Source organism: Piscinibacter sp. (genome assembly GCF_050175855.1).
Taxonomy (GTDB): Bacteria; Pseudomonadota; Gammaproteobacteria; order Burkholderiales; family Burkholderiaceae_C; genus Piscinibacter.
In genome coordinates, this window is the sequence record NZ_JBFXIO010000519.1 from 1 (window position 1) to 2,953 (window position 2,953).

A 2,953-nucleotide genomic window follows, 5' to 3' on the forward strand; every position below is an offset into this window, starting at 1 on the left:
CAGCGCGTGGCCGGCGGCGACACCTGACAGATCCACCCCGGTCTGGCCGCCAGAGCCCATCTTCTTCAACGGCCAGTGCGGGTGTACAGTCTTGAGCACCTCGAACACCCAGCGGTCGACCTGGTCCTGGCCCCATCCGAACCGAGCCAGCGTCGACAGTCCGTGGCCCGCCACGTTGAGCGTCTGCGCCTGTCGCTGCCTCAGGAATCTGAACAGGTTCCGTGCCGCCTCGATCGGCGTCAGTGTCAGCGCAACGCCAACCCAGCGCTCGCCGGCCGAGGATCGAGTCAGCCGTTCCCCTGCCGACCCGTAGTCGATCGCGAAGGCTGCCGTGACATCGTAACGCTGGGCATTGGCCCTGGTGCGTGCCGCGTACCCGGACGAGCCGGATTCGCTGACCAGGACCTTCGCCTCAGGGTGCGGGAACATGGGCCGCCGACTTGAACCGCCAGATCTGCGCTTCCGCGAACCCGGCCGGCACGCGCTTGCCGGTGTCCTCGAAGAACCCCGACTGCAGCATCGGCTCGATCACGTGCTCGTTCTCGGACCAGGTCTTGATGACCACCTCGTCATCCGCCACCTCCGCGCCGTGGGCACGCATGTTCGTGCTCAGGTCGGTGTAGGGCTCTCCCGACTCCTTCACCTGCAGGCCGACGAACACCTGGCCGCCCGCTGGGTAGCGGCTCACCAGGATCCGCAGCTTCTCTTCCCAGATCTCGACCTCGCCGATCTCCAGAATCTTGACTCGCTTCGCCATCATCATCTCCATCGATGCAGACCGGCCCCCGAAGTGGGTGCCCGTACGCCTTGCACGATGTGATGGCCGACACCGGCGCTGATTCACACCCTCACGTTCGTCAACCTACGAGGCAGTACCGGCACCTAGCCGCCGCGCCCCTTGCGAGCCAGTTCGATCTTCTCCTTGCCCGCCTTGTCGAGTTGCCACGCACCGATCAGCAACTCGACCGCCGCGAACCCGAGCCACATGGCCACGTCGACCGCGCCCTTGCCTCGCCAGGACACCGCTGCCACGCCAGCACAGAACACCGCCAACACGAGACTGCCCAGCCCGAACCAGCGTCGGCGCCCAGAGCGGCACCCCGTGACGGTCTACGACGATCGCAACACGCGGCACGTTGAAGTACCTCGGACGAAAGTCAGCGACGGGCTGGACGCCGCTTTGGTGAAACGCTTCCTCGAAGCCTCCCTGATCCTGACGAGGAGATACAAGAATCGCTCGAATTGAAGGGGTAGTTCTCATGCGGACTCCAAGTCAACGCTTACAGCGTACGAGGACTGCAGCCCCTTTGAATCCAGACAGACACTCTTGATCACCTAATGAACCGGTGTGCGGTCTTCTGATCGGACAAGTCGAGGATCCGATTTGCTTCGTCAGCTTGGAAGTGTGCAGCTCGACGACTTCGTTGAAGTCCAACTTGCATTCCTTCTGCAGCCCGGTTCCTGGGTAGAACCGATCGCTCCTCATGATCGCGAACTGTCCCGCAAAGACGGTCCTCGGATCGGTGCTCGTGATCTTCACCGCGAACACCGTAGACCTCGCCGGGTTGAAGCCCAGGACGAACAACGTCCTGTGCTTTTCGCCGGAACCATCGCTGTACGGGAAGACGCCAGTCCAGATTTGCCTGAAGCTAGGCAGTGGTGGTTGCACCATCGCCGCCGCTGGCAACCCAGTCTGGAGCGTTCGACTTCAGGAACGAAGCGAACTCGCTCAGCTGGTAACCGGACAGGTCGACTGGCAGCTGCTCCTGGGGCAGCTTCTTCTTCATGATCGCTCCTGTCTTCGAGGCGAACATCACCATAGCCCGGTGAATCGCCTCGGTTTCCGACAACCCGTACGCTTCTGCCACCTTCTTCCAGCGCTTGCGCGTCATCCCGGAAGGGGTGTCTTTCGTACGGAACCTCAACACCATCGAGGCTTCCTTGTCGTTGACAGACTTCGCGGTCATGTAGATCTCTCCTAGATATCTACATGATACCGCGTAGCTGCTTCACGGCAAGCGTTCGTGGGCGTTGTGGCGTGTAATGCACTGCACCGCGCAACAACCCACTCCCCACGCCCGAAAGAAAGCCCCGCCGTTCCGGTTGAACGTGAAGGGCTTGGGTCTGTCCTGATCACGGAGCGGCTAAGCAGCCAGAACTCCGGTGACCTGCTCCAGCGTGAGGCGTCCATGCTTCTTCGACGGCATCAGCATCACCTGCCCCGTCTGGCGTTCGAGCTCGACATACCGGCGGTACAGCACCGGGTTCAGCTTCGCGGCCGTCGTGAGATCGGCCTTGCTCGACATGATGCAAAAGCAGCAGCTCAGCCTCGACATCCCCTTGCTGTAGGCCCAGTGAGGTTCCTGGCCGACCGCCTTGATCAGCCCGAACACCTCTTCGACCTCCCAGGCATGGATCGGAAGCCAGTCGTACCACTGCCGGCCGTTCTTCGAGTTGCGCTCGTTGAACTTGAACGCCTCAAGCTTCGCTCGGCTGCTCGACTCCTCGGCCCGCATCCCCATGCAGTTCACGATCAGCTTGCGACCCGCCTGGCGGATCGTTCGCTCGATCGGTCCCCTCTTGAGATCACTCGTGCACTGCCTTTGCGATGGCGACGGGAACATGCCCCGCTGCTCGATCATCTGAAGCAACGTCCTGCGCGAACGGCACGTCAGGATGGGCAGTCCCATCGCAGTGGCCTCCAGGTGCTCGAGCACGCCGTCCCACTCCACCTCCGGCAGCACCGCATGGATGATCACAACCTGCTCGCGCGGGACATGCCGCAGCACGAAGTGCAGCATCGCCTGGCTGTCCTTGCCAGCTGACGAGTTCACATAGAACACCGCCCCTTGCTGCACCAGGTCTCGCACCGCTTGCGGCACCTCACAGTCGCGGTCCTCCACCGTTTTCGGAAAGAGGTTCATGCGCCCTCCCTCTGGTGGTGAACCTGGTC

General features: G+C 62.3%; 6 protein-coding genes. 1 reads left to right on the top strand and 5 read right to left on the bottom strand.

What is annotated here, in order from left to right; genetic code table 11:
- From AB7U92_RS24940 to AB7U92_RS24950, 3 genes are all read right to left on the bottom strand, one after another.
- Window positions 1-429, bottom strand: a 429-nt coding sequence (locus AB7U92_RS24940; RefSeq protein ID WP_428583204.1) for a YpsA SLOG family protein, incomplete at its 3' end; no start/stop codon positions are given.
- Window positions 413-757: a hypothetical protein gene (locus tag AB7U92_RS24945; protein WP_428583206.1), complete on the bottom strand. Its 345-nt coding sequence runs from the start codon at window positions 755-757 to the stop codon at window positions 413-415. The genes AB7U92_RS24945 and AB7U92_RS24940, both read right to left, overlap by 17 nt.
- 125 nt (window positions 758-882) lie before the next feature.
- Complete coding sequence (locus AB7U92_RS24950; RefSeq protein WP_428583208.1) at window positions 883-1,023, bottom strand: hypothetical protein; 141 nt, start codon at window positions 1,021-1,023, stop codon at window positions 883-885.
- 79 nt (window positions 1,024-1,102) lie between these two features.
- On the opposite strand from AB7U92_RS24950, the gene AB7U92_RS24955 reads away from it, so the two are divergent.
- The gene (locus AB7U92_RS24955) at window positions 1,103-1,246 is read left to right on the top strand and encodes a hypothetical protein (protein ID WP_428583210.1); all 144 of its coding nucleotides are present in this window, start codon (window positions 1,103-1,105) and stop codon (window positions 1,244-1,246) included.
- A 403-nt stretch (window positions 1,247-1,649) separates the two neighbouring features.
- Here the strand turns inward: AB7U92_RS24955 and AB7U92_RS24960 are convergent, their stop codons facing one another.
- Together AB7U92_RS24960 and AB7U92_RS24965 are read right to left on the bottom strand one after the other, a co-directional pair.
- Window positions 1,650-1,967: a hypothetical protein gene (locus tag AB7U92_RS24960; protein WP_428583212.1), complete on the bottom strand. Its 318-nt coding sequence runs from the start codon at window positions 1,965-1,967 to the stop codon at window positions 1,650-1,652.
- A 177-nt stretch (window positions 1,968-2,144) separates the two neighbouring features.
- Window positions 2,145-2,924: a phosphoadenosine phosphosulfate reductase family protein gene (locus AB7U92_RS24965; protein WP_428583214.1), complete on the bottom strand. Its 780-nt coding sequence runs from the start codon at window positions 2,922-2,924 to the stop codon at window positions 2,145-2,147.
- Between the last annotated feature and the right edge of the window lie 29 nt (window positions 2,925-2,953).

Coding starts and splice junctions, on each gene's coding strand:
- AB7U92_RS24960 (WP_428583212.1), bottom strand. CDS start 1,967: ATGACCGCGAAGTCTGTCAACGACAAGGAAGCCTCGATGGTGTTGAGG.
- AB7U92_RS24945 (WP_428583206.1), bottom strand. CDS start 757: ATGGCGAAGCGAGTCAAGATTCTGGAGATCGGCGAGGTCGAGATCTGG.
- AB7U92_RS24965 (WP_428583214.1), bottom strand. CDS start 2,924: ATGAACCTCTTTCCGAAAACGGTGGAGGACCGCGACTGTGAGGTGCCG.